This window comes from Janthinobacterium sp. EB271-G4-7A (assembly GCF_020858075.1).
GTDB lineage: Bacteria > Pseudomonadota > Gammaproteobacteria > Burkholderiales > Burkholderiaceae_D > Janthinobacterium > Janthinobacterium lividum.
This window is the reverse complement of sequence record NZ_JACYMI010000002.1, coordinates 296,281-319,128: the sequence shown is the minus strand read 5'-3', so window position 1 is coordinate 319,128 and position 22,848 is coordinate 296,281. Positions and strand designations below refer to the sequence as shown.

Here is a 22,848-nt window from a genome sequence, read left to right as displayed (position 1 = left end):
CTCAGGCTTTCAAGGGGAGCCAGATTTCCACACCGCCGATGCCGCTGGCGGGATCGAAATGCTGGTCGTAGCGTTCAAAATCGGGCGCGTCGGCCACTTCCAGCCCGGACTGGGGCAGCCATTCGTTCCACACCGTGTGCCAGGTGGCGCGGATGGTGGAAATATGCGCGCGGTGATGAAACACGGCGTAGCGCTGCGGCGCGATGCGCAGCCGCGTCCAGCTCTCGGGGGCCTGGGAAAAGTCGCTTACCGGCATGGCGCACAGGTAATCGAAATTGCCTGCGTCGTCATTGTTGCAGCACACGCCATACACCAGCTGGCCGGGCGCCACATGGGGCAGGAAGCGCTGCCACAGGGCGGGGATGCCGGCAGCCGTTTCTGCGCGATAACGTTCGACGAAGCCCGCCACCAGCAAGGCGGGGCCCTGCTCGAAACGGGGCGCTTCCAGGGGCACGCCCGGCGCCACATCCAGTTTGATGGCCTCCACCAGCGCGAGGTTGGCGACATGGCGCTGGGCCCGTACCCGCTCCGGCGTGATCTGGAACTGCTCGCGGAAGGCCCGCGTAAATGCCTCGTGGGAACTGTAGCCCGCTTCCAGCGCGACGGCGAGGATGTCTTGCGCGCCCTGCGCCAGCGCGCGGGCCGCCTCGCTGAGCCGGCGCGCCCGCACATAGCGCATCACGGAGTGGCCCGTGGCCAGGCCAAACGCGCGCGTCAGGTGACACGGCGAGGCCCCGCCCACGTGGGCGATGTCGCCGAGCGAGATATTCTCCGCATAGTGCGATTCGATATACCAGAGTGCCTTGGCCAGATAGTGCATGAACGCTTCCCGTTGAACGAGCAGCGACTGTAGCATTTTCGGGGGAAGTGGATTTGACTGGAATTGCGCAATACGGGCTTATTTCCGGGTGCGCTTTTCGTACACCAGCTGGCCGCTGCTGATGCGCGCCAGCTCGGCCATTTCCTGGGCCAGGAAGGCAAGCAGGTCGTCGATGCTGACGACGCCGGAGAGCGCGCCCAGGCTGTTGACCACGGGCAGGCGGCGGATGCCGTTGACGCGCATGCGTTCGATGATGTCATAGACGTCCTCGTCTTCGCTGGCGGTAAGCAGCTGCGCGCTCATGATGTCGCCCACCAGCAGGCTGGCGGGGTCGAGGCCCAGGGCAATGACGGAAATGACGATATCGCGGTCGGTGAGGATGCCGATGGGGACGCGCTCGCCGTTCGGCTGTTCGGCCACGATCAGGTCGCCCACGTGGTGCTGGCGCATCAGCAGCGCCGCGTCCTGCACGCTGGTGTCACGCTGGCAATGGATGGTGTGCAGGGTACAGATGTCGCCGATGCGCATGTCGCCACTCCGTTTGAGGCAGAGTGTCCACGCTACGCCAGCCCACCGTGGCGGGCTTGAGGCACATCAATGAAACGGGTCTTACTTTTCTTCGGGGGGCGGCAGGAAACAGGCTTCGACGATTTGCAGGTCGTTATCCTTGGCGAATTCGCGCACGAAGTGAAACGCCATCGGCTCGATCTCGCGCAACTTCGTGTTGACCACCACCGATTTGACGCCATTGACGACGGTCGGGCGCACGTAGGGCGAATACTGGAGGTGCGCATTGCGCCCGCCACCTTCGGGATTGAAACAGGACATCACTCCACAAAGGCGCTCGGCCCAATCGCTGGGTCGGAATTGCTTGCCATTGCTGGTGAGACCAAGGATGAAGAACTCGTCTGAGAGTTCCCCTGTTTTTTGAGATAACTCGGCCATGTGGCTTGTCGGGACTGGATTGCGTGAATGGCCCCGGCGGGTAAGCCGGGCTGGTAATTCAACTACGTTTGCTGCGGTAAGCCAGTATTATATCTTATAGAAGACTTGGGTTCTACCTCGATCTGCCCTGACTATGCAAACAGGGGCCGGCACGCCTTGCGCGCCAGCCCCTATTTTAACCTTGTTCCACGCGCAAGGCGCATGGATGGCGCATGTGCGCCCGCGTCAGCCGAGGAAAACGGCGCCCGACATCAACAGCAGCAGCAGCATCCACAGCAGCAAGGCGCGCCACACGAGGCCCACGGTGCTCTGCAAGGCGCGCGCGCCCGGCTCTTCGCCTGGCAGGATATCGCTTTCGCTGTCGCTGTCATCGACGGCCATGTCCGGCGTGACGAGCACGCGGGCCGCCGTTTCCGCTGGCGTGCCCAGGCGTACGCCCATGGCGCCGCCGCCGGCCGTCAGAATGATGCCGATGGCCTCATCCTGCCAGCGCTGGGCGAAGTTGCGCCAGGCGTAGATGGCATCCTCGAAATTGCCGACCACGGCAAACGCCACGGCCGTCAGGCGCACGGGGATCCAGTCGATCCAGTAAAAGGCGCGCGCGGCGAACTGGCCGAACGCTTCATTGCGCATGTGCTCGGGTTCGTTCCAGGCGCGCGCCAGGTATTCGGCCACACGGTACATCACGGCACAGGCAGGGCCCAGCGGCATGAGGAACCAGAAGAACACGCCAAATACATTGCGGTGCGTGGTGACCAGGGCTTTTTCCACGGCGATGCGGGCGATTTCGCTCGCTTCCATGCCCACCGTGTCGAGCTTGGTCCACTCGGCCAGCAAGGTGCGCGCGGTCGCTTCGTCGCCGGCGCTCAAGGCCAGCTGGATCGACGTGAAGTAATGGCTGTAGTGACGGAAGCCCAGGGTCAGGTAGACGATGAGGACGTTCCAGGCAAAGGCCAGCAGGGTCAGCTGATAATGCTGCAAGAGCCAGTAAATGCCGGCCGTCGGCACCATCAGCACGCCGATCATGAGGAACCAGCCCATGCGGCCATGGTTGGCGTGGCCGGCATTGAACCAGGTCTCCATGCGCATTGCCAGGCTCTTGATTTCGGCGTAGATCGGATTGTCCGCGCGCAAAGGTTTGAGCTGCTCGATCAGCAATGCGCAAAGTATGGAGAGAAATGTCATCAAACGTCCTTTTTGTCTTTTTCAGCAATACCGCAATGCCCGCTACGATAGCGCAGTGCAGTGCTGGAATCAAACTTATTACGTGCGGGGCGCCATTTTACGCGCGCAAGAGGTGAAACAGATTGCGCAGCATGCCGGCGGTGGCGCCCCAGATGTAGAAGCGCTCGTACGGCATGGCGTAGAACGAGCGCCGTCCGCCGGGCAATTCCACCGACAGGCGCTGATGGTTGAGGCCATCCATGAGGAAGACCAGCGGCACTTCGAAGATTTCCGCCACTTCGGACGGGTCGGCGCGCAGCTCGAACGGCGGCGTCACCAGGCCCACCACGGGCGTGACCTGGTAGCCAGTACCCGTCAGGTAATCGGGCAGGCAGCCCAGCACTTCGATATGCTCGCGCGCCAGGCCCACTTCTTCTTCCGTTTCGCGCAAGGCCGTGGCGATGGGCGACGCATCGAAGGCTTCGCTGCGCCCGCCTGGAAAGCTGACCTGGCCCGCATGGCTGCTCAGGTGGTCCGTGCGCATGGTCAGCAAGATGGTCAAGCCCTGTGGCCGTTGCACCAGGGGAATGAGCACGGCGGCGCGCACGGGCACGGCACGGGCGGAAAGAAAATCCTGGGTAATCTCGGGCTGCCAGTCAGGCTGTTCGGCCAGGCGCTGGCGCAGCCAGCCGGGCGTCAGGCGCACGGCGTCCAGCGCCGCCTCGCCGGCGATCGAATCGATGGCTAGTTGTTTTGGATCAAATGCGATGGTGGCCATGCAGCTTGTCCCATTGGCAATTCAAAATAAAAAAAGGGCGCCGCGAGGCACCCTTTTCCCAACGCAGACGCTGATATTACGCGCTTGCTTTCGCCACAACGCGGCGATTTGGCAATTTTTCTTTGATACGCGCCGATTTACCCGAACGCTCACGCAGATAGTACAGCTTGGCGCGGCGAACGTCACCACGGCGTTTCACTTCGATCGAAGCGATCAGCGGCGAGTACAGTTGGAACGTACGCTCAACTCCTTCGCCGGACGAGATCTTGCGAACGATGAAGTTCGAGTTCAGGCCACGGTTACGACGGGAGATAACGACGCCTTCGTAAGCCTGGGCGCGCTTGCGCGTACCTTCGACTACGTTGACGCTGACGATAACGGTATCGCCTGGTGCGAATTCAGGAATGGTTTTACCCAGACGAGCAATTTCTTCCTGCTCTAATTGTTGAATCAAGTCCATTTTATAACTCCGAAAACCATCATGCCGGCGCACTGTGGATAGCAAGTATCCGCCCGGTAGAGGATGGGTATTACCAATTTGGGCAACATGCCCGGCACTGCAAGGCCACCCTGCTTGCCGTCCGAAAACGGCTTACAGGCTGGCCAGGAATTTTTCGTCGGTCTTGCTGAGCAAGCCGGCGGCACGCGCGCTGACCAGCAGGTCAGGCCGCTTTGTCGCGGTCGCTTCCAGCATGCGCTGGCGGCGCCACTTGACGATCTCGGCATGGTTTCCACCCATCAAGACGGGCGGCACGGCCATGCCTTCATATGTTTCCGGCCGCGTGTAGTGCGGCGAATCGAGCAAGCCATTGACGAAGCTGTCCTCGATGGCCGATGCCTCGGTGTTCAAGACACCCGGCAACAGGCGGATCACCGCATCCATCAGCGCCATGGCAGGCAACTCACCGCCCGACAGGACAAAGTCGCCGACGCTGATTTCTTCGTCGACGCAACGGTCCAGCAAACGCTGGTCCACGGCTTCATAGCGGCCACACAGGATCACCAAACCAGGTTCGGCTTTCAGTTGCGTGACGCGCTCGTGCGTCAACGGACGGCCTTGCGGCGACATGAACACCACGCGGGGCGCCGCCAGACCGAGGTCAAGCTGACGCTGCTTCGCGGCAGTAATTGTCGCTTCAAGGGGACGGGCCATCATCACCATGCCGGGGCCGCCGCCATACGGGCGGTCATCCACGGTACGGTGATTGTCGGTCGTGAAATCACGGGGATTCCACAGCGACAAGCCACATTTCCCCTGCTCGAAGGCGCGCCGGGTCACACCCGACTGCGTCAGCGCGGCAAACATTTCCGGGAACAGGGTCACGACATCAAATTGCATCGTTCACCATCCTGCAAAGTTTGCCCGGCGCAAAGTTAAGCGCAGGCGGTTTAATAATCGAGGCCCCAGTCGACCGTGATCTTGCTGGCAGCCTTGTCAACGTTAATGACAAACTGGCCAACAAACGGGATCAGGCGCTCAGGCGCCTTTTCAACGGTCTCATCGGCAGTGGCGACGGGCGTAACGCGCAAGATCGACTGCGGACCATTGCTCATCATGTCGTGCACTGTGCCGAGGCACTCGCCTTGCAAATTCTCGACTGTCAGCCCGATCAGATCGGACCAATAAAATTCATCGGCCGTCAGCGTCGGGAAATGGCTACGCGGAATTTGCACAGAGACGCCTTTCAGCGCTTCTGCGGCATCCCGCCCGACCACACCCACCAGCTGGGCCACGACGTCGCCGCCGTGTAACTTCGCTTGCCTGACTTGAACATCATGCAAGGTCGGTTTATCAAACCACCAGGTTTTGACGCTTAATAATGCATCCGCATCTTCGGAGAAAGGAGTGATCCTGACTCCGCCAGCAATGCCATAAGCACCGGAGACATAGCCTACCTGTACCAGGTCATCGGGGACTTTCACCCCGGATGCAGTCTTGACCGTCAAACCAGTGATCTAATTAAGCTGCTGCTTTGTTGTTGCTGGCTACCAGGCGAGCAACGGTTGGCGACAATTGTGCGCCAACGCCTTGCCAGTAGGCCAGACGGTCTGCGGTGATACGCAGTGGAACTTCGCCACCTTGCGCCATCGGGTTGTAAAAACCGATACGCTCAATGAAGCGACCATCGCGGCGATTGCGCGAATCAGTAGCGACGATGTTGAAGAACGGGCGCTTCTTGGCGCCTCCACGAGCTAAACGAATAACGACCATAATATTTCCAAAAAGTGTGCTGAGGCGGAAAAAGCCGCAAATTATAGCGCGCTTTACCGCCAGGCAGCAAGCGTTATGATGACGGGCGTGTAATTTGGGCTAATCAAACATTATGACCAGTCATGGCCGAAGACGCAATAGGCGCGTGCGTCTATCGTGCCTGCCATGCCACGTCCAGGCGATGATCTTGCACGACAGCATCGCCTGAATGCCGTCTGAAAGTGCTATCGTTGCGGCAAGCAATGACCGATACTGGCAATCTTTACCGATGAGCAACTCTGGAGTCCCATGACCACCGCCACCATTTTGCAACAGTCGCACAAGAACAAGGCATTCACAACACTACTGGCCTTCCTGCTGGGCATGCTGGGCGCCCACCGCTTCTACCTGCATGGCAGCAAAGACCGCTGGGGCTGGCTACACCTGGCCGCCCTGCCCGCTAGCTTGCTGCTGCGCCAGCTGTTTCCCGAGGCCGACTGGTTTTACCAGATTTTGCCACTGACCCTGTCCGCCCTGGGCGGCTTCCTGGAAGCGCTGGTGCTGGGCCTGATGCCGGACGACAAGTGGGATGCGCGCTACAACGCCGCCTCCGGCCGCCTGTCGGACACGGGCTGGCCCCTGGCCGTGGTGCTGGTCGCTACCTTGATGCTAGGCGCAGGCGTGCTGATCGCCACCATGGCGCGCCTGTTCGACTTGCTATATACAGGCGGTGCCTACGGTTAATTTCCATGCGGAAAATGACTTCAGATATGGCGCGCCACACGCACATGTAAGTGTTGGTAAGCAATCATGATTTTCCTCTATACTGCATTCACAATGCCGACATTACTGGCACATTTAACACCCCCTAGGAGAAGATCATGATTCGTCGCCCACTCATCCTCGCAGTCGCCATCACGGCCCTGTTCAGCACCTCCACCTTCGCGCAAAACCTGTCGCCGAAGGCGCAATACGCCTACGACACCAAGCAAGCCAGCACGCGCTATGCGGACGACAAGAAACTGTGCGCAGAAGAAAGCAGCTCGAAAGCCCGCATGCAATGCCTGCGCGACGCCAAGGGCGAATACGACCAGGCCATCATCAACGCCAAGGCCGCGCAAAAGGCTGGCAATTCGTACGCAGGCCAGAACAACAAGCCAGCCCAACAGCAAATCTGCGCCGAGTGCGGCAAGGTGCTGGCAGTCAACGTCGCTGAAAAAGCGGGCGAAGGCGGCGCGCTGGGCATGATCGGCGGCGGCGTGGCCGGCGCCCTGCTGGGCCGCCAGGTCGGCGGCGGACGCGGCAAGGACCTGGCCACCCTGGCCGGCGCCGCCGGCGGCGCTTTCGCAGGCAAGCAAGTCGAAGGCCACATGAAAAACAGCAAGGTGTGGACTGTCACCGTGCAATACGAAACAGGCGCCAAGGCCGACTTCGCATTTGACCAGGATCCTGGACTGGCGGCTGGCGACCTGGTGCGCAATTCCGGTAATGGTATTGCCAGAAGATAAGCCCAACCCAAGAAAGACCGGGGTCGTACCCTGAGGGTACGACCCCGGAATTTGCTTTGGGGCTAAAAAAAGAAAAAGCGCTGGAGAGTGATCTCCAGCGCTTTTTGCATTCAACCAGCTTGCACTGGCCAAGCTTCAACTTAAAACTGCTCTTCCGACAAGGCCATCACGCCGGCGCTGCCATCGATGATGGTGGCGCGCAGTCCTGGCGCTTGCGACAGGATGTGGTCGGCAAAGAAGCGCGCCGTGGCGATTTTTGCCTTGTAGAACGAAGCGTCGCCGCTGCCCTCGCCCAGCTTTTGCTGCGCCACCACGGCCGCGCGCGCCATTTGCCAGCCACCCAGCACGATGCCGGCCAGTTTCAAATAGGGCACGCTGCCCGCGAACACGGCCTTGATGTCCGTCTTCATGTTCGCCACCACGTACTCGACCACGGCTTCCAGCGCGGCGCTGCCTTCGGCCAGGTGGCGCTGCATGGCCTGGAAGTCGGCGCCGGTCAGCTCGCCCAGCTGGGCTTCCGTGGCGCGCACCTGGGCGATGATGGCTTTCGCCACGGCGCCGCCGTCGCGCACCGTCTTGCGGCCAACGAGGTCGTTCGCCTGGATGGCCGTCGTGCCCTCATAGATGGTGAGGATCTTGGCGTCGCGGTAATGCTGGGCGGCGCCCGTCTCTTCGATAAAACCCATGCCGCCATGCACTTGCACGCCATCGCGCGTGACGTCCTGCGACATTTCCGTGGCCCACCCCTTGATCACGGGCACCAGGTATTCATACGTCGCCAGGCTTTCCGCGCGCACGTCCGCCTCCGGATGGTGGTGCGCCACGTCGCTGATGGCCGCGCCCACGTAGGCCAGCGCGCGCGCCGCCTCCGTCTGCGAGCGCATGGACATCAGCATGCGACGCACGTCCGGGTGGTGGATGATGGACACCGGGCCGGGCGAGCCCGCCAGGTCGCGCGACTGCACGCGGTCCTTGGCGAACGCCACGGCCTGCTGGTAGGCGCGCTCGGCCAGACCGATGCCTTGCAAGCCCACGCCGAAGCGGGCCGCGTTCATCATGATGAACATGTATTCGAGGCCGCGGTTTTCCTCGCCCACCAGGGTGCCGATGGCGCCGCCGTGGTCGCCAAACTGCAATACCGCCGTCGGACTGGCCTTGATGCCCAGCTTGTGTTCGATGGAAACACAGTGGGCGTCGTTGCGCGCGCCCAGGCTGCCATCGGCATTGACGAGGAATTTCGGCACGATGAACAGCGAGATGCCTTTCACGCCAGCGGGCGCATCCGGCGTGCGGGCCAGCACCAGGTGGACGATATTTTCCGCCATGTCGTGTTCGCCGTAAGTGATGAAAATCTTCGTGCCGAACACTTTATACGTGCCGTCGCCCTGCGGCACGGCGCGCGTGCGCACGGCTGCCAGGTCGGAACCGGCCTGCGGCTCCGTCAGATTCATGGTGCCCGTCCACTTGCCGGACACCAGGTTTTCCAGGTAAACCGCCTTTTGCTCATCGCTGCCGGCCGTCAGCAGCGCTTCGATGGCGCCGTCCGACAGCAGTGCCACGAGGGCGAACGAGATGCTGGCAGAGTTGAGCATTTCGATGCACGGCGTGGCCAGGAGCTTGGGCAAGCCCTGGCCGCCGAATTCCGTCGGATGCTGCACGCCCTGCCAGCCCGCTTCGCCATACGCCTTGAACGCTTCCTTGAAGCCTTTCGAGGTCGTGACCTGCCCGTCGTGCCAGAAGCTCGGCTCCTTGTCGCTGGGGCCGTTCAAGGGGGCCACCACGCCGCCGCAGAACTTGGCGTTCTCTTCCAGCACGGCTTCGGCCGTGTCGGGCGTGGCGTCTTCGCAGCCCGGCAAGGTGTGGATTTCGGCCAGGCCGGCCAGTTCGTTCATCACGAACAACATGTCTTTCAGCGGGGCTTGATAGCTCATCTTCTTTTCTCCAAGAAAAAAGCCACGCGCGGCTCGCCGTGTGGGGCGGGCCGGCGTGGCTTTGTCAGTAACAAAACCGGAAGGGGTGTGACTTAACCCAGTTCTTTGACCAGTTGCGGCACGATCTCGAACAGATCGCCCACGATGCCGTAGTCGGCCACGGCAAAGATCGGCGCTTCAGGATCCTTGTTGATGGCGACGATGGTTTTCGAGTCTTTCATGCCGGCCAGATGCTGGATCGCGCCCGAGATACCGACGGCGATGTACAGCGATGGCGCGACGATCTTGCCCGTCTGGCCCACTTGCCAGTCGTTCGGCACGAAGCCGGCGTCGACGGCGGCGCGCGAAGCACCCATGGCGGCGCCCAGCTTGTCGGCCAGCGGCTCGAGGATGTGGAAGTTCTCGGCCGAACCCATGCCACGGCCGCCCGACACGATGATTTTCGCGGCGGTCAGTTCAGGGCGGTCGGACTTGGCCAGCTCGCGGCCCACGAAGGCCGATTTGCCATTGTCGGCAACGGCGGCGACGGTTTCCGTGGCAGCCGAACCGCCGGTGGCGGCAGCCGCGTCGAAACCGGTGGTGCGCACGGTGATGACCTTGATCTTGTCGCCAGATTGCACGGTAGCAATCGCGTTACCGGCGTAGATCGGACGCTCGAAGGTGTCAGGGGAATCGACCTTGGTGATTTCCGAGATTTGCGCGACGTCCAGCTTGGCGGCCACGCGTGGCAGGATGTTCTTGCCGTAGGCGGTGGCTGGCGCCAGGATATGGCTGTAGTTGCCGGCGATGGCCAGCACTTGCTCGGCCACGTTTTCGGCCAGGCCGTCGGCAAAGTATGGCGCGTCGGCCACGATGACTTTCGTCACGCCGGCGATTTGCGCGGCGGCAGCGGCAGCGGCCGATGCGTTCGAACCTGCGACCAGTACGTGCACGTCGCCGCCGCACTGGGCGGCCGCGGTCACGGTGTGGTGGGTGCTGCCCTTTAAGGTAGCGTTGTCGTGTTCAGCAATAACTAATGCGACCATGATGTGTCCTGTAATTGTTCTGGATAAACGGCGGGGCCGCGCTTAGATGACTTTGGCTTCGGTACGCAGCTTGGCGACCAGGGTAGCGACGTCAGGCACCTTGATGCCGGCCGAGCGCTTGGCTGGCTCGACGACTTTCAGGGTCTTCAGGCGTGGCGCAACGTCGACGCCCAGGTCTTCCGGCTTGACGGTCTCGAGCGGCTTTTTCTTCGCCTTCATGATGTTCGGCAAGGTCACGTAGCGTGGCTCGTTCAAACGCAGGTCGGTGGTGATAATCGCTGGCAAGGTCAATGCCAGGGTTTCCAGGCCGCCGTCGACTTCGCGGGTAACGGTGACTTTACCGTCTTCCAGCACGACTTTCGAAGCGAACGTGGCTTGCGGCCAACCCAGCAGGGCTGCCAGCATCTGGCCGGTCTGGTTGCTGTCGTCATCGATGGCTTGCTTGCCCAGGATGATCAGTTGCGGCTGCTCTTTCTCGGCCAGGGATTTCACCAGCTTGGCGACAGCCAGCGGTTCCAGTTCAGTCGTCGTTTCCACCAGGATGCCGCGGTCGGCGCCGATGGCCATGGCCGTGCGCAGGGTTTCCTGGCACTGCGTCACGCCGCAGGAGATGGCGACCACTTCAGTGACCTTGCCAGCTTCTTTCAGGCGCATCGCTTCTTCCAGTGCGATCTCATCGAAAGGGTTCATCGACATTTTGACGTTGGCGGTATCGACGCCAGTGCCGTCACTCTTGACGCGGACTTTGACGTTGTAGTCGACCACGCGTTTGACGGGTACCAAGACTTTCATAGCTATGCCTTTGGGAAATTATAAAAATGACGGATCAAGTGCTGATTGTGCGTTCGATTATAAGAGAAATTTGAATCCTGAACCGAATTTAAGCACGATCGTGCGATTTTTTGTTAGAGCAATCCATCTAAACTGTCCAGCTTTGAGGATTTCAGGGGGCTCGGCCGCTACGCTGCAGGGCAGCAAAAGGGCCTGAAAGTGACGCGGCACGGCAAGGAGAAACCAGGCCGCACCACGGCGGCCCCGGCTGGCAGAATTATTTGCGCTGCATCAGGAAGACGAACTCGGTGCCCGTCTGCACATGCGACAGCAGGGCATTGCCCGTTTGCTTGGCGAAAGCCTGGAAGTCGCGCACGGAACCGGGATCGGTTGCCATGATGCGCAGCACTTCCCCGCTCTGCAGCTCTGACAAAGCCTTTTTCGCCTTCAGAATCGGCAACGGGCAATTCAAGCCCCGCGCGTCGAGTTCTTTGTGAAATTCCATAATCTCGGTATCAAGTAGTGTGTCGCTCATCATCAATATCCCACCATTGTTTTGTTGTACTGATTTTCGACATACTACTCTAAATCAGGGGCATTGACGCGCTGCACCAAAATAGTTCATCGGCTGTTGTGGTGTCACAACGAGATTCCACACGGCAAAACGGCCCACAAACAGTGTCTGCGGGCCGTTTTCAAGGGGCTGTGGGACGAAAACCCCGCATGCCCTCTAGCTTACGCCTTATTTTGCGCGTTCGCCGACCCAGGCCGGCACGCCAGCCAGGGCATTCGCCAGGCCGCTCGGATCGGTGCCGCCAGCTTGCGCCATATCGGGGCGTCCGCCGCCTTTTCCGCCCACTTGCTGTGCAACGAAGTTCACCAGCTCGCCCGCTTTGACCTTGGAAGTCGCGTCCGCCGTCACGCCGGCGATCAGGCTGACCTTACCGTCCGCCACGCTGGCCAGCACGATGGCGGCCGTTTTCAGCTTGTCCTTCAGCTTGTCCATGGTTTCGCGCAAGCGGGCCACGTCGGCGCCGTCCAGCACGGCGGCGAGCACCTTGATGCCGTTGACATCGACGGCTTGCGTGACCAGTTCATCGCCCTGGCCCGAGGCCAGTTTCGATTTCAGCGCGGCCAGTTCCTTTTCCAGCGCCTTCACATGGTCCTGCACCTGGCCGATGCGGGCAGTCAGCTCTTCCGGCTGCGCCTTCAGGGCGTTGGCCGCTTCGACCAGGCGGCGGTTGATGGTTTGCACCAGCGCCAGCGCGCCCTCGCCCGTCACGGCTTCCACGCGGCGGATGCCGGCGGCCACGCCGCTTTCGCCGATGATCTTGAACAGGCCGATGTCGCCCGTGCGCTGCACGTGGACGCCGCCGCACAGCTCTTTCGAGCTGCCGATGTCGAGCACGCGCACTTCGTCGCCGTATTTCTCGCCGAACAGGGCCATCGCGCCATGCTTGACGGCATCGTCAAACGACATCAGGTGCGCTTGCGTGGCACGGTTTTCCAGGATCTCTTTGTTGACGATGGTTTCCACGGCGGCGATCTGCTCGGCCGTCATCGGCGCATTGTGGCTGAAGTCGAAACGGGTCTTGTCCGGGTCGACCAGCGAACCCTTTTGCGCCACGTGGCTGCCCAGCACTTCGCGCAAGGCCTTGTGCATCAAGTGCGTGGCCGAGTGGTTGCGGATGGTGCGCGCGCGCTTGGCCGTATCGACTTGCGCCGAGACGGCGTCGCCTACCTTCAGCACGCCCGATTCCAGCACGCCGTGGTGGCCAAACACGTCGGCCTGGATTTTCAGCGTGTCGCTGACGGCAAAACTGCCTGCGCCCGAGGAAATCACGCCCTGGTCGCCCACCTGGCCGCCCGATTCCGCATAGAACGGCGTGGTGTCGAGCACGACGATGCCATCCTGGCCCGCCTTCAGTTCCTGCACTGGCGTGCCGGCCGCGTACAGCGCCACGACCTTGCTGCTGAACGTCAATTGATCGTAGCCGACGAAGGTGTTTTTCTCGCCCGTGTACTCGACCTTGCTGTCCTTGTGCGTCTTGCCGCCCTTGCGCGACAATTCCTGGCTTTCCTTCAGGGCAGCGTCGTAGCCGGCCTGGTCGAAACTGATATTGCGCTCGCGGCAGATATCAGCCGTCAGGTCTGGCGGGAAGCCGTACGTTTCATACAGGGTGAAGGCGGTGGCGCCGTCGATGCCGGTGGCATCCTTGGCCAGCTGCGCTTCCAGCACTTTCATGCCCGTTTCCAGGGTTTCGCCGAAACGCTCTTCCTCGGCTTTCAGCATGCTGGCGACGTTGTCCTTCGCTTCTTCCAGCTCGGGATAGGCGCCGCCCATCTCGATGGCCAGGTCGGCCACCAGCTTGTAGAAGAACGGTTTCGTCTGGCCCAGCTTGTGGCCATGGCGCAAGGCGCGGCGGATGATGCGGCGCAGGACATACGCGCGGCCTTCGCTGCCCGGGATGATGCCGTCGACGATCATGAAGGCGGCGGCGCGGATGTGGTCGGCGATCACGCGCAGCGACTTGTTTTCCAGGTCCGTGGCGCCCGTTTCGCGCGCGGCGGCCTTGATCAGGTGCTGGAACAGGTCGATTTCATAGTTCGAATGCACGTGCTGCAGCACGGCCGCTAGGCGCTCCATGCCCATGCCCGTGTCGACGCACGGCTTCGGCAGCTTGTGCATGACACCGGCTTCGTCGCGGTTGAACTGCATGAACACCAGGTTCCAGATTTCAATGAAGCGGTCGCCATCTTCGTCAGGCGAGCCCGGCGGGCCGCCAGGAATGTCGGCGCCATGGTCGTAGAAGATTTCCGTGCATGGACCGCATGGGCCCGTGTCCGCCATCTGCCAGAAATTATCCGATGCGTAGCGCGCACCCTTGTTGTCGCCGATGCGGATGATGCGCTCGGTTGGCACGCCGATTTCTTTCGCCCAGATGTCATACGCTTCGTCATCTTCGATGTAGACGGTGACGGTCAGCTTGTCAGCTGGCAAGCCGTACACCTTGGTCAGCAGTTCCCACGCGTATTGAATCGCATCGCGCTTGAAATAGTCGCCGAAGCTGAAGTTGCCCAGCATTTCAAAGAAAGTATGGTGGCGCGCCGTGTAGCCGACGTTTTCCAGGTCGTTGTGCTTGCCGCCAGCGCGCACGCAGCGCTGCACCGAGGTGGCGCGCGTGTACGGACGGCTGTCCGTGCCCGTAAACACATCCTTGAATTGCACCATGCCGCTGTTCGTCAACAGCAAGGTCGGATCGTTGCCTGGCACCAGGGAGCTGGAACGGACGATGGAATGGCCCTTGGACTCGAAAAATTTGAGGAACTTGTCGCGGATTTCAGTTGATTTCATGTTTTTTTGGCAAAGAGTGGCGGCAGCTTTAAAGGGAAGATTATACGTGATATGGGGTGCGGCAATGACGGCTGGCCAGGGCATTGTTGCGCCCGTGCCAACATCGACGACCTGCCCGCTCAGGCAGGGTCGTGGTGGCTGGCGCAGGCGTGCGGTGCAGGCGCGGCCTTGGCCCCGGCGGCGGCGCCTTTGGCCGAAGAGCCTGTGGCGCCGGCGGCGGCATTGCAGTCGGAGCAGCGGCCGTACAAGGTCAGCTCGTGGCGCTCGACAACAAAGCCTTGCGGCGCCATGCGCTTCAAGTCGCCCGGGCAATCATGCACGTCGAACACGCGCTGGCATGTGGTGCACTGGAAATGGTGGTGGTGGTGATTGGCGACCGTGTTCGACTCGTAGCGCGGGTTTTCACCCGGCAAGGTCACCACGTGCACTTTTTCTTCCAGTACCAGGGACTTCAAATTACGGTAGACGGTGGCGATGCCCAGCTGCGTCACTTGCAAGCTGGCCTGTTCGAGGATTTCCTGCGCCGACAGGGGGCGCTGGGCCGACTCGATGGCGGCTTGAATAGCGGTTTTTTGACGTGTTGTGCGTTCCATAGCCGACAGAATACACCATCCGACTATATCTACCGTCCGGAAAAACTGTCACACAGTAATGATAATGGGTTATCATTATCATCTTAGGGCAGGCTATTTCCTTTTCACGCGCTGCCCCAACCCTGCCAACACTGATAGCCGATAAGGAACCTTGCCCATGTCCGTCCGTCCTCACCAACCCACTCCCCTCGCGCTGGCCATCATGCTGGCCTTTGCCGCTCCCGCCAGCGCCCTGGCGCAGCAAGCCGCCACCTTGCCTGCCGTCACCGTCTCGGCCAGTGCGCTGGCCTTGGGCAGCGACGACATGAGCACGCCCGTGACCGTACTCGAAGGCGAGGCACTGGTGCGCGCCCGCGAAGCGACGCTCGGTGAAACCCTGGCCGGCCAGCCCGGCATCACGTCCAGCCATTTCGGCGCCGGCGCCAGCCGCCCCATCATCCGCGGCATGGATGGCCCGCGCGTCAAGGTGCTCTCCGATGGCGCCGAAGTGCAGGATGCATCGACCATCAGCCCCGACCATGCTGTCGCGGCCGAACCGATGCTGTCGGAACAGATTGAAGTCTTGCGCGGCCCGTCCGCGCTCGCGTATGGCGGCGGCGCCGTCGGTGGCGTGGTCAATGTGATCGACAAGAAAATCCCCACGCGCGTGCCGGCAAAAGGTTTTGAAGGCAGCGCGGAAGTGCGCGCCAACTCGGCCGCGCGCGAAAAGGCGGGCGCCTTTGAAGTGACTGGCGGCTCCGGCAACATCGCCTTCCACGCGGAAGGCGTCAAGCGCGACGCGAAGGAATACAAGGTCGGCAGCGGCTGGGAAGGCGGCTCGAAAGTAGGCGGCAGCTACAACAAGACGGACACGGGCAGCGTGGGCGTGTCGTGGGTGGGATCACGCGGCTTCCTGGGCCTGGCCTTCACCAGCCAGCACGCGGAATACGGCTTGCCTGGCCACAACCACGAATTCGAGAGCTGCCACCCGCACGGCACGCACCTGCATTGCGGCGGCCACGAAGGCCACGACCATGGCGATGAAGAGGAACACGACCACGATCACGAGCATGAAAGCGTGCCGTACGTGAAGCTGAAGAGCGAACGCTGGGATGTCCGCGGCGAATTGCGCGACCCCGTGCCCGGCTTCGCCAAGCTGCGCCTGCGCGCCGCGTTCACCGATTACAAGCACGATGAAATCGAAGGCACGGAAATCGCCACCACCTTCAAGAACAAGGGCCACGATGCGCGCCTGGAAATGGAACATCATCCCGTCTTCGGCTGGCGCGGCGTGGTCGGCCTGCAAACGTCGAAACGCGATTTCTCCGCTCTCGGTGAAGAAGCGTACGTGGCGCCGACGGTAACGAAGAAACACGCGGCCTTCCTGGTGGAAGAATACAAGCTCGACCAATGGCGCTTCGAAGCGGGCTTGCGCCACGAATGGCAGGACATCACGGTCGACAGCGCCACCTTGCAAGACCGCAGCGCCAAGGGCACGTCCGTGTCTCTGGGCGCCGTGTGGAAATTCGCGCCCCAGTACTCGCTCGGTTCGACCATCTCGCGCACCCACCGCCTGCCTAGCGCCGAGGAACTGTATGCGCACGGCGTGCACATGGCCACGGCCACGTATGAGCTGGGCAATGAAAACCTGGGCAAGGAAACGTCGAACAATATCGACTTGACCTTGCGCAAATATGCGGGCGCCACGACCTTCTCGGCCAGCGCCTACCGCAACAAGGTAGATAATTACATCTTCGGCTCCACCCTGGATAACCACGAAGGCTTCCAGCTGATCCAGTACGCCCAGCGCGACGCCACGTTCACGGGCGTCGAAGGGCAAGTCCGCCAGCAGCTGAACCCCATGTTCGGCGCCAGCGTCTTCGGCGATTATGTACGCGCCAAGCTGGCCGATGGTGGCGGCAACTTGCCGCGCATCCCGGCCCAGCGTTTTGGCGTGAAATTCGATGCCAACTGGCAGGCGTGGAGCGGCGTGGCCGAGTTCTACCGCGTGGGCAAGCAGGATAAAGTGGCAGCGTTCGAAACGGCAACCCCGGGCTACAACATGCTCAATCTGTCCGCCAACTACGACACGCGCATCGGCACGACGCCGGCCCAGTTCTACATCAAGGCAAACAACTTGACGAATGAACTGGCGTACAGCCACACCTCGTTCATCAAGAATGCGGCGCCGTTGATGGGGCGCAATGTCACCGTCGGCATGCGCGTGACGTACTAAGGATGGAAGCGTAGGTCGGCTTGGCGCGTGGCGCCTAAGCGGACGTTGCCACGGCACCATGAAGTCGGATTACGCTACGCTAATCCGACCTACGCCTTGATCAGATCGATCCTGTCCGTGCAAAAACCGTCCACGCCCCAGGCCAGCAGCTCGCTGGCCCGCTCGGGCGTGTTGACGGTGTAGCAGAACAGTCCCAATCCCTCCTGCTTGACGGCTACCGCCAAAGCCGGCGTCAGCTGCTGGTGGTCGCAATGGAGCGCCACCACGCCCAGTTCGCGCGCCTGTCGTTCCCAGCCATCCGGTATCTGTTCGACCAGCCAGCCGCGCGCCAGTTCCGGCGCTGCCTGCCGCGCCGCCTGCAAGGCTTCGATGCTGAACGATGACAGCAGCGGCAGCAATTCCCCTGCCGCGATTTCCTGCGCAAAGTAACCGCGCGTGGCGCGCGCCACCGCCTCGCCCGTGGGCACGTCGAAGCCGGGCACTGGCTTGATTTCGATATTCATCCAGATGCGCTGCGCCTTGCAATACGCCACCACAGCCTCGAACGTGGGCACGCCTTCACCGGCGAATGCGGCGCCGAACCAGGCGCCCGCCTCCATCGCTCCCAGCTGCGCGGCCGTGTAATCGCTGATATGCCCGCTGCCGGCCACAGTGCGCCCCAGCTCGGGGTCGTGCACGACGACGGGCATGCCGTCGGACGCCAGCATGACGTCGAATTCCACGGCATGGTAGCCGTAGGCGAGGCCGCAACGCAGGGCAGCCAAGGTATTTTCAGGCGCCAGGATGCCGCCGCCGCGGTGCGCCAGGGTACGTGGATAGGGCCACATGCTGTTCCTTTATGATGATGAGGTTGTCGATCAGGACGTCTTGCCATCATCGCGTGCAAGCGCCACCATGTAAAGGACGCGATCAGGCGATTGGCGCCGTCTCCGCCCTGTTTCGTCGCAGCGGCGTTGCACCCGCATGCAGAGCCGCCCATAATTGCCGCATTGCCAACCCGAACGCCCACCTGAAAGCGGTCCCGCATGCACACTACCGACACCGCCCCACGCAAGAAGGGCTTTCCCTACCGGCGCCTGCTGGGCGATGCGCGCTATGCACTGCTACTCAACGTCCTGTGCGCCCTCTTCATCACCTACGTGCTGAGCGGTGGACAAAGCTTCTGGCTCAACCTGCTAGCGTCCATGTGCATCGGCGGCATCGCCTTCCTGCTCATCGACGGCATCCGCCTGGCGTGGTGGGGCGAACAGCGGCGTGCCCCATGGCTGCCCTTCACTGCCCTCATCATCGTCAGCGCCGCCGTGGCACAGGTGGCCGGCACCATGCTGTTCGGCTGGCTGGCCAATATCGACGTTCCCGCACCCGTCTCCATGTCGCCACGCAATGTCAGCATGACGGTTTTTACGCTGGCGGCGGCCAGTGCGGCCATCCTGTTCTTTAGCAGCCGAGAAAAGATTGCGCGCCTTCAAATGGAAGCGGCGCAGGAAAAGGCCCGCGCCGAATCCGTGGCGCGCCAGGCCATGCAGGCGCAGCTGCAATTGCTGCAAGCGCAGATCGAACCACACATGCTGTTCAACACCCTGGCCAACCTGCAGGGCCTGATCAGCTTAGATCCGGACCGCGCCCAGTTGCTGCTCGACCAGCTGATCCAGTATTTGCGCGCTACCCTCTCTTCCTCGCGCGCCGAATCGACCACTCTCGAGCAGGAGTTTTCCCTGATGCAAGCCTACCTGGGCCTGATGTCCATCCGCATGGGCGCGCGCCTGAGCTTTGCGCTGGACTTGCCCGAGGCTTTGCGCCAGGTCAAGGTACCGCCCATGCTGCTGCAGCCGCTGGTGGAAAACGCCATCCAGCATGGCCTGGAACCAAAGATCGAAGGCGGCCATATCCATGTGCAAGCCTCCACTGACGCTGGCGTGCTGATTCTTACCGTCAGCGACGATGGCCTGGGCCTCGACCATCCGGGCCAGACCAAGGGCACGCAGCTGGGCGTGGAAAATATCCGCGAACGCCTGCGCGGCATGCACGGCGATGCCGCCAGCCTGTCGCTGGCCGCCAACCATCCGGCAGGCGCGACCGCCCGCCTGACACTCCCCCTTCCACCCACCACCACGAGTCCCCTCGCATGAGCCAACACACCGCACGCGCGCCACGCGCCCTGATCGCCGAAGACGAACCGATACTCGCCGCCGCCCTCGCGCACGCCTTGCAGCGGCTGTGGCCGGAACTCGACATTGTCGCCACCTGCCCCAACGGCGTGGAAGCCTTGCGGCAAGGCCTGGCGCTGCAGCCCGACATCCTCTTTCTCGACATCAAGATGCCAGGCAAGACGGGCCTGGAAGCGGCCGAGGAGCTGGCAGAGCAATGGCCGGACGGCGTCCCTTTTCCTCACATCGTGTTTGTTACCGCCTACGACGAATACGCGCTGGCCGCCTTCGAGCACGCAGCCGCCGATTACGTCTTAAAACCCGTCAACGATGCACGACTGGGCAAGACGGTGGAACGCCTGCAGCAGCGCTTGCGCGACAGCAGCGGTGGCAATGCTGCGGCAGCGCCGACGAACGCGACAGCGACAGCGACGGCCGCCACGATGACGCCGGCTGCCGAATCGGCCAGCGACGGCAACATGGCCCGCCTGCTGAGCCAGCTGCAAGCCATGCTGCCACCCGCGCCGCGCCTGCAAATGATACGGGCAGCCGTCGGCAACAGCGTGCGCATGATCGCCCTGGCCGACGTCGTGTATTTCGAAGCGCTGGACAAATACATCAACGTCGTGTGCCAGGACAGCGAAGCGCTGATACGCACGAGCCTGAAGGAACTCTTGCCCCAGCTGGACCCGCAACAATTCTGGCAAATCCACCGGGGCACCATCGTCAATGCCGGCGCCATCGCCACGGCCGTGCGCGACGAGGCGGGCAAGCTGTCGCTGACCCTGCGCCAGCACCCGGCGCAATTGCGCGTCAGCCCTCTATATGCCCATTTGTTCCGCCAGATGTGAAGCGGTCAAAAGGTAGGGCCTAGTGCAGCTGGTGCTTCAGGTCCGACAATTCATCGTGCACCTTGAGCACGGCGCTCTTCATTTCCGGCGTCACGCTGGTCGCCGTGCCGCACGCCCGCTTGGCGCGGTCGCCCAGTGATTCCATCTGGTCAACCGCTTGCCGGATGCGCGCATCGTCTTGCGTGTCGATGGCTTGCCGCACGGCGTTCTTTTGCTGGTCCAGCTGGTTGATGCAATCCTTCAAGTCCATCGGCATGCCCTGCTGCTTGCCGCACAGCTGGGCTGCCTGGCCGATCGCGTGTTCAATGGCGCCAAAGCGCCGTGCCACTTCCTTTACTTGCATCATGATGATCTCCTGTTCGCGTGGTGTCCGGGTTGGATCACCAGCCTGGCGCAGGGTTCCCCACCAGCGGCCATCACATCAAAATTTCCATGCGGCACTTTTTTGTAAGCGCTTGTGACATTTTAGATAATTATCAAATCCTTCAGATACATTGGCGTACCTGAACCACCATGCCATCCATGACCTCGCTGACTACCTTGCCCCGCCGCGCTCCCGGCCTGCTGCTGATCGTCCTGCTGCACGTGGGCCTGGCATATAGTGTCTTGCAATCGCGGCCCCGCGCTATCACGGACGAACACCTGCCGCAGGGCCCGGCCATCGCCTGGCTGCGCTACACGCCCCCGGCGCCGCCCAAGCCTGTCCCCGTACCGTTGCCCAACGTAAAACCAGCCGCCGCGCGCCGGCCGCGCCTGCCCGTGCCGGCGCCCGTCAGCCGCCCCTTGCCCGCTCCCGCCGCCGAGCAGGCGCCGGTGCCAGCAACGCCGGAAGCGATCACACTCGTCGCGCCACCCAGCGCGGCCGATATCCTCGCGCAAGCCAAGCGCGACGTGGGCAAGATCGACAGAGAGTTGCGCAAGGAATTCCCGCAGCGGGGAGAGCAAAAACTGGACGACACAGCCTTCAAGCGCATGCAGCAAGGCTTTGCCGAGGCCTACGCAGCCGTGCCGCCGAAATGGTATGAAGCGTCAAGAATCGAGGAGATCGGCGCGAATGAGGCCAAAGGCAGCCGCACGTATAAAATCACCAGCGCGCTGGGTACCTTGTGCGTGACCACGCGCGCGGGCAAGCAGGGGGAAACGATGATCGGCATGTGTCCCAAATAGCTGCCTCAGCCCACCGCTTCGCGCGCCCCCAGCGGCTGCAAATGGCGCAGGCGCAAGGCGATCAGCAGGCCGCCGCCCAGGCACAGGCCCAGCATGATGACCACGCCCGTCCAGCCGTCGAAGCCCCACATCATGCCCGAGGCGGAACCGATCAGGCTCGATCCCAGGTAATAGAACAGCAAATAAAAGGCCGAGGCCAGGGCCTGCGGTGCGCGGGCACGGCGGCTGACCCAGCTGCTGGCGATCGAATGCGAGGCAAAAAAGCCGAAGGTGGCCAGCGCCATGCCGATGACGATCAGCGGCAGGGAATCGAACAGGGTCAGCAAAATGCCGGACAGCATCACCGACAGCATGATCCACAGCACGCCCCGGCGCCCCAGGCGGTCCACCAGACGGCCCGCCCAGACGGAACTGAAGATGCCGATCAGGTACAAGAAGGCCAGCAAGCCGACCGTGCTCTGGCGCAGGCCAAATGGCGCGGCCAGCAGGCGGTAGCCGATGTAGTTGTACAAGCTGACGAAACAGCCCATCAGCACGAACGCCAGGCAGAACAGCCACGGCAAGCCCCGGTCGGAAAAATGCTGCTTGATGGCGTGCGGCAAGGCGTTCCAGCCCTTGGTACTGGGCACGAAGTTCTTCGATGCAGGCAGGCTGCGCCAGAATTCGGCCGCCGCCAGCACGCCAGCCACGCCCAGCACGCCCAGGGCCCAGCGCCACGACAGGAAATCGCTGAGCATGGACGCCACCAGCCGCCCCGACATGCCGCCAAACGCGCTGCCCGCAATATACAAGCCCATCGACAGGCCCAGCGATGGCCCCTCGATTTCCTCGCCCAGATAAGCCATGGCCACGGCCGGCATGCCACCCAGGGCAATGCCCAGCGCGGCGCGAATCGCCAGCAGCTGCGCATAATCCTGCGCGAAGGCGGACAAGATGGTGAGGATCGCGGCGGAAAACATCGACGCCACCATCAAGGGCTTGCGGCCGACCCGGTCCGAGACGGCGCTCAGCAGCACCAGCGAGATGGCCAGCAAGCCGCTCGACACGGACAGGGACCAGCTGCTTTGCGCCGGCGTCAGATGAAACTGGTGCGACAGCAGCGGAAACAGGGGCTGGATGCAATACAGCAGGCTGAAGGTGGAAAAGCCGCCAAAGAACAGGGCGCGGTTGCTGCGCTTGAATTCCGCCGTACCTTTGGCGATGGCCGAACGGGGAGCGGGAGGAGCGACAGGAGCAAGCGCCGGGGTGGCGGCGGAGGCAAAAGCAAGCGATGAATCAGACATGGCCGTGTTCGGGAAAGAAGCGAGTCTTCATCTTAGGATTGCCAACTCATATCGTCCAATATATATTCAAGGCCCAACTCATACTTTAAAACGATTACTGAACG

General features: G+C 62.1%; 24 protein-coding genes. 6 read left to right on the top strand and 18 right to left on the bottom strand.

All coding sequences use genetic code 11. The features are described from left to right. Window position 1 precedes the first annotated feature (1 nt). From IGS58_RS18925 to rpsP, 9 genes are all read right to left on the bottom strand, one after another. Window positions 2-820: an AraC family transcriptional regulator gene (locus IGS58_RS18925; RefSeq protein WP_230522379.1), complete on the bottom strand. Its 819-nt coding sequence runs from the start codon at window positions 818-820 to the stop codon at window positions 2-4. Window positions 821-898: 78 nt separating this feature from the next. Then, window positions 899-1,348 carry a CBS domain-containing protein gene (locus tag IGS58_RS18920; protein WP_035825422.1) on the bottom strand — a complete coding sequence of 150 codons (450 nt, stop codon included), beginning with the start codon at window positions 1,346-1,348 and terminating at the stop codon, window positions 899-901. Between the two features lie 81 nt (window positions 1,349-1,429). Beyond that, entirely contained in the window at window positions 1,430-1,765 is a 336-nt protein-coding gene (locus tag IGS58_RS18915) for a DUF3579 domain-containing protein (RefSeq protein ID WP_029496213.1), read from the bottom strand. A gap of 225 nt (window positions 1,766-1,990) precedes the next feature. After that, window positions 1,991-2,950, bottom strand: a complete 960-nt coding sequence (locus tag IGS58_RS18910) for a CobD/CbiB family protein (protein ID WP_034759859.1) — start codon at window positions 2,948-2,950, stop codon at window positions 1,991-1,993. 97 nt (window positions 2,951-3,047) lie between these two features. After that, window positions 3,048-3,707 (bottom strand): CoA pyrophosphatase, encoded by a 660-nt coding sequence (locus tag IGS58_RS18905; protein WP_070282504.1) that lies wholly within the window; start codon window positions 3,705-3,707, stop codon window positions 3,048-3,050. A gap of 76 nt (window positions 3,708-3,783) precedes the next feature. After that, on the bottom strand, window positions 3,784-4,167 hold the full coding sequence (gene rplS / locus IGS58_RS18900; RefSeq protein ID WP_010395528.1) for a 50S ribosomal protein L19: 384 nt from the start codon (window positions 4,165-4,167) through the stop codon (window positions 3,784-3,786). A gap of 132 nt (window positions 4,168-4,299) precedes the next feature. Then, a complete protein-coding gene (gene trmD / locus IGS58_RS18895) occupies window positions 4,300-5,046 on the bottom strand; it encodes a tRNA (guanosine(37)-N1)-methyltransferase TrmD (protein WP_070257497.1) in 747 nt (248 codons plus the stop codon). A gap of 50 nt (window positions 5,047-5,096) precedes the next feature. Next, window positions 5,097-5,654: a ribosome maturation factor RimM gene (gene rimM / locus IGS58_RS18890; RefSeq protein WP_070282501.1), complete on the bottom strand. Its 558-nt coding sequence runs from the start codon at window positions 5,652-5,654 to the stop codon at window positions 5,097-5,099. Window positions 5,655-5,667: 13 nt separating this feature from the next. Next, entirely contained in the window at window positions 5,668-5,919 is a 252-nt protein-coding gene (gene rpsP, locus IGS58_RS18885; RefSeq protein WP_010395524.1) for a 30S ribosomal protein S16, read from the bottom strand. A gap of 288 nt (window positions 5,920-6,207) precedes the next feature. Between rpsP and IGS58_RS18880 the strand changes: the two genes are divergently transcribed. After that, window positions 6,208-6,642 carry an NINE protein gene (locus tag IGS58_RS18880; RefSeq protein WP_034781788.1) on the top strand — a complete coding sequence of 145 codons (435 nt, stop codon included), beginning with the start codon at window positions 6,208-6,210 and terminating at the stop codon, window positions 6,640-6,642. Between the two features lie 137 nt (window positions 6,643-6,779). Beyond that, window positions 6,780-7,406: a glycine zipper 2TM domain-containing protein gene (locus IGS58_RS18875; protein WP_230522378.1), complete on the top strand. Its 627-nt coding sequence runs from the start codon at window positions 6,780-6,782 to the stop codon at window positions 7,404-7,406. 140 nt (window positions 7,407-7,546) lie between these two features. Here the strand turns inward: IGS58_RS18875 and IGS58_RS18870 are convergent, their stop codons facing one another. From IGS58_RS18870 to IGS58_RS18845, 6 genes are all read right to left on the bottom strand, one after another. Next, a complete protein-coding gene (locus IGS58_RS18870) occupies window positions 7,547-9,337 on the bottom strand; it encodes an acyl-CoA dehydrogenase (RefSeq protein ID WP_230522377.1) in 1,791 nt (596 codons plus the stop codon). Between the two features lie 92 nt (window positions 9,338-9,429). Beyond that, complete coding sequence (locus IGS58_RS18865) at window positions 9,430-10,362, bottom strand: electron transfer flavoprotein subunit alpha/FixB family protein (RefSeq protein WP_034781780.1); 933 nt, start codon at window positions 10,360-10,362, stop codon at window positions 9,430-9,432. A gap of 42 nt (window positions 10,363-10,404) precedes the next feature. After that, the gene (locus tag IGS58_RS18860) at window positions 10,405-11,154 is read right to left on the bottom strand and encodes an electron transfer flavoprotein subunit beta/FixA family protein (protein ID WP_034759884.1); all 750 of its coding nucleotides are present in this window, start codon (window positions 11,152-11,154) and stop codon (window positions 10,405-10,407) included. Between the two features lie 256 nt (window positions 11,155-11,410). Beyond that, window positions 11,411-11,638 (bottom strand): sulfurtransferase TusA family protein, encoded by a 228-nt coding sequence (locus IGS58_RS18855; protein WP_010395510.1) that lies wholly within the window; start codon window positions 11,636-11,638, stop codon window positions 11,411-11,413. 237 nt (window positions 11,639-11,875) lie between these two features. After that, window positions 11,876-14,488: an alanine--tRNA ligase gene (gene alaS, locus IGS58_RS18850; protein WP_230522376.1), complete on the bottom strand. Its 2,613-nt coding sequence runs from the start codon at window positions 14,486-14,488 to the stop codon at window positions 11,876-11,878. A gap of 119 nt (window positions 14,489-14,607) precedes the next feature. Next, window positions 14,608-15,081, bottom strand: coding sequence for a Fur family transcriptional regulator (locus IGS58_RS18845; RefSeq protein ID WP_230522375.1), 474 nt, complete (start codon window positions 15,079-15,081; stop codon window positions 14,608-14,610). A gap of 157 nt (window positions 15,082-15,238) precedes the next feature. Here IGS58_RS18845 and IGS58_RS18840 point away from each other — a divergent pair, with 157 nt between their 5' ends. Beyond that, entirely contained in the window at window positions 15,239-17,296 is a 2,058-nt protein-coding gene (locus tag IGS58_RS18840; RefSeq protein WP_230522374.1) for a TonB-dependent receptor domain-containing protein, read from the top strand. 89 nt (window positions 17,297-17,385) lie between these two features. Here IGS58_RS18840 and ugpQ read toward each other — a convergent pair whose 3' ends face one another. Continuing rightward, entirely contained in the window at window positions 17,386-18,123 is a 738-nt protein-coding gene (gene ugpQ, locus IGS58_RS18835) for a glycerophosphodiester phosphodiesterase (RefSeq protein WP_230522373.1), read from the bottom strand. A gap of 198 nt (window positions 18,124-18,321) precedes the next feature. On the opposite strand from ugpQ, the gene IGS58_RS18830 reads away from it, so the two are divergent. After that, entirely contained in the window at window positions 18,322-19,425 is a 1,104-nt protein-coding gene (locus IGS58_RS18830) for a sensor histidine kinase (protein WP_230522372.1), read from the top strand. Continuing rightward, the gene (locus tag IGS58_RS18825) at window positions 19,422-20,294 is read left to right on the top strand and encodes a LytR/AlgR family response regulator transcription factor (RefSeq protein WP_230522371.1); all 873 of its coding nucleotides are present in this window, start codon (window positions 19,422-19,424) and stop codon (window positions 20,292-20,294) included. The genes IGS58_RS18830 and IGS58_RS18825 overlap by 4 nt, the downstream gene beginning before the upstream one ends. Before the next feature lie 19 nt (window positions 20,295-20,313). On the opposite strand, the gene IGS58_RS18820 is transcribed toward IGS58_RS18825, so the two are convergent. Further along, window positions 20,314-20,640 carry a hypothetical protein gene (locus IGS58_RS18820; protein ID WP_034781762.1) on the bottom strand — a complete coding sequence of 109 codons (327 nt, stop codon included), beginning with the start codon at window positions 20,638-20,640 and terminating at the stop codon, window positions 20,314-20,316. A gap of 167 nt (window positions 20,641-20,807) precedes the next feature. Here IGS58_RS18820 and IGS58_RS18815 point away from each other — a divergent pair, with 167 nt between their 5' ends. After that, window positions 20,808-21,461 (top strand): hypothetical protein, encoded by a 654-nt coding sequence (locus tag IGS58_RS18815; protein ID WP_230522370.1) that lies wholly within the window; start codon window positions 20,808-20,810, stop codon window positions 21,459-21,461. Window positions 21,462-21,466: 5 nt separating this feature from the next. Here IGS58_RS18815 and IGS58_RS18810 read toward each other — a convergent pair whose 3' ends face one another. After that, the gene (locus IGS58_RS18810) at window positions 21,467-22,744 is read right to left on the bottom strand and encodes an MFS transporter (protein WP_230522369.1); all 1,278 of its coding nucleotides are present in this window, start codon (window positions 22,742-22,744) and stop codon (window positions 21,467-21,469) included. Between the last annotated feature and the right edge of the window lie 104 nt (window positions 22,745-22,848).